This is a genomic window from Steroidobacter sp. (assembly GCF_016790065.1).
GTDB lineage: Bacteria > Pseudomonadota > Gammaproteobacteria > Steroidobacterales > Steroidobacteraceae > Steroidobacter.
Window position 1 is genome coordinate 1 of sequence record NZ_JAEUPY010000378.1, and the last position, 2174, is coordinate 2174.

General features: G+C 62.3%; 2 protein-coding genes and 1 pseudogene. 1 reads left to right on the forward strand and 2 read right to left on the reverse strand.

All coding sequences use genetic code 11. The features are described from left to right. Positions 1 to 31 precede the first annotated feature (31 nt). Together JNL55_RS15600 and JNL55_RS15605 are read right to left on the reverse strand one after the other, a co-directional pair. Positions 32 to 691 carry a DUF2199 domain-containing protein gene (locus JNL55_RS15600; protein ID WP_293855203.1) on the reverse strand — a complete coding sequence of 220 codons (660 nt, stop codon included), beginning with the start codon at positions 689 to 691 and terminating at the stop codon, positions 32 to 34. A gap of 625 nt (positions 692 to 1316) precedes the next feature. Next, positions 1317 to 1658, reverse strand: a complete 342-nt coding sequence (locus tag JNL55_RS15605; protein ID WP_293855206.1) for a hypothetical protein — start codon at positions 1656 to 1658, stop codon at positions 1317 to 1319. A 109-nt stretch (positions 1659 to 1767) separates the two neighbouring features. Between JNL55_RS15605 and JNL55_RS15610 the strand changes: the two are divergent. After that, positions 1768 to 2174, forward strand: a pseudogene (locus tag JNL55_RS15610) (hypothetical protein); the annotation flags it as partial.

Consider the following 2174-nt stretch of genomic DNA (forward strand, 5'->3'; position numbering starts at 1 on the left):
CACCGATGGAGATGCAGGCGGAGCCGCTGTATCACGTCGTCGACGCGCCGCTTGCGTCCGGCTCGGCCGCGGATCGGTGTTTCAAACGACGCCTGCTGTCCCTGCTCTCCGATCCGCTCAATGCAAAGGCGGGCCGGGGAGCAGCGGTACCGGTCGATGCAGGAGTCGAGACCGGTGGCTCAAGCGTGTCTGCCGGCTTGTGATGTCGCCAACTCGAGTACTCATGCGCCCGATGCGCATCGATGCCTAATGCCTGTTCGGCGAAGAGCGTATGTTCCACGGGGACGAGCGCGAAGTCGGGACGGGTGTTCGGGCCGGTCAGCTGAAGCCTCAGTCGCAGCCCCAGCGTGTTCTCATGAAAGGGTAACGCATTGGCGAGCTCGCCAGGCATGCCCGGCGCCGAGGCTTGCGCATCATCGTTCCAGACTTCCATGATCCGCTGGAACACCTCGGGCGGCAGTTCCGCCCAGACGCCGATGAAGTACGTGCGATCGCCGGGTTTGACGGGCAGGGGCAGCAATCCTCGGATGAAGTAACGGGTCTGGTCCAGAATGACGGTCTCGGAGGTGATGCGACAGCGTCGTCGTTGCAGCCATACGTGCAACACCGGATCCGGCAGCCGGAACGACAACGCCAGGACATCGGTCCGGTGCGTCTGGCCGCAGCTTGAACACACCACTCGACGGAACATGAGCGATCCTCAACGGGTGCAGTTAACCCAACTGTTTCTTTCGGTCACGTTACGGTGAGTGCGTCGATCTGCAACCGGCGAACTTGAGGCGACCGATATCGCGTCGCTCGATTGTGGTGCCGAGTCCTCGTGCTCCATGGCCTTCTGCCGATTTCACTCTCAAAAGGTCAACGCTTGCTGAGAGCGCCTCGGCCGGCGCAATGACATCGCCGAGCCATCCTTACCGGCCCCCAGCTGATTGAGAGCTTCAGCGTGGCATTTCACATCTGCGATTTTCTAAGCATCGCTTCGAGAATCGGGACCCTCGGACGAAGTGTTGTTGTTTGCAAAGAGGCGCGGCCCGTCCGTGCAGCCCAGGAGTTCGATGACCATTGGGACGTAGCCAGCAGCGATGACTTTCTGCGCGTCAATCTGTACCTATCGAGCCGCGACGACCGCCCGCCAGGACCGATGAGAGGAGGGTCCTTCGAATGCGACAGCGACGCTCGATCGGATCGGCGCGGCCCTGACCTTCCGACCGATCCTCCGTGGAGGCCGCTCACGATCTACGTAGGTCTGCCTCATGGCGAGGCCCCTACGTCGTAGGGGCCTCGGTGTCACTCACGGGCTGGAGGCGAGCAAAGCGCTAGAGCCCTTGTCTTGCGCGCGCGTTGGCGAGCATTTGCTCGAAGCGCCGCCCAGAGAAGTCGATGCGCTGCCAACGCTTCAGTCGCCGTTGTGGGCCGAACCATCGCAGGAGGCCCACGATACTTACGACGACCATGACCCCATTCAACATCAGAATCGGCGGGGTGTTGTTCCACGCGGCATAACCCACGAGACAAGCGCTCGCCAGCAAGTTGCTCGCAAATCCATACCGGGAGTAGTCGCAGTTGAGCGCAAGCAACAAGGTGCCGATGATCGCCAGCACTGAGCCGACCCAGCCCAGCAGGTCGATGGCGCCCAGCGCTTCAAACAGTTCAATCATGATTGCTTCCTCTGTGTCAGTTGACGCGACGGCACTCGATTCCGCCGTCGCAGTTCGTTTAACAACGGGGTACTCGATCACAACGCCATATCGATGCGGCTGACAACGCGTGATTCGGTTCGGTCAGCTCGAGCCATTCACAACCGGGCGCTTGCATGTCGATCAAGATCTGCACGATGCTTTCGGCGATCCCAGCGAGCGCATGGTCGATCCCGGTGGTCGGGCTCGTAACGAGCGCGACATGGACGTCACAGCGGGCCACGAAGGTCGCCGCGCGGGTCAGCGCGTACGCATCCTCTTGACTCGCCTGAGCGGCGCGACCGGCAGAACAGGCCGCGTCGGCGGCACGCTCGGCGGCGTAGGCGATAGCGACTGCCCTCCGATTGTGGTTGCGTTCGAACCTACCGCTCACCTGCGCGAGCCGTGCGAGATCGCGAGCAACGATGGAGCTCGCAACATCCCCGTCGCGTTCGCATCGTTCGGCGGCCAGGGCAAGCGCTGCCTGATGCATCGGGT

Excerpts from the sequence above, each read along its gene's own strand:
- JNL55_RS15600 (WP_293855203.1), bottom strand. The coding sequence starts at position 691 with ATGTTCCGTCGAGTGGTGTGTTCAAGCTGCGGCCAGACGCACCGGACC.
- JNL55_RS15605 (WP_293855206.1), bottom strand. The coding sequence starts at position 1,658 with ATGATTGAACTGTTTGAAGCGCTGGGCGCCATCGACCTGCTGGGCTGG.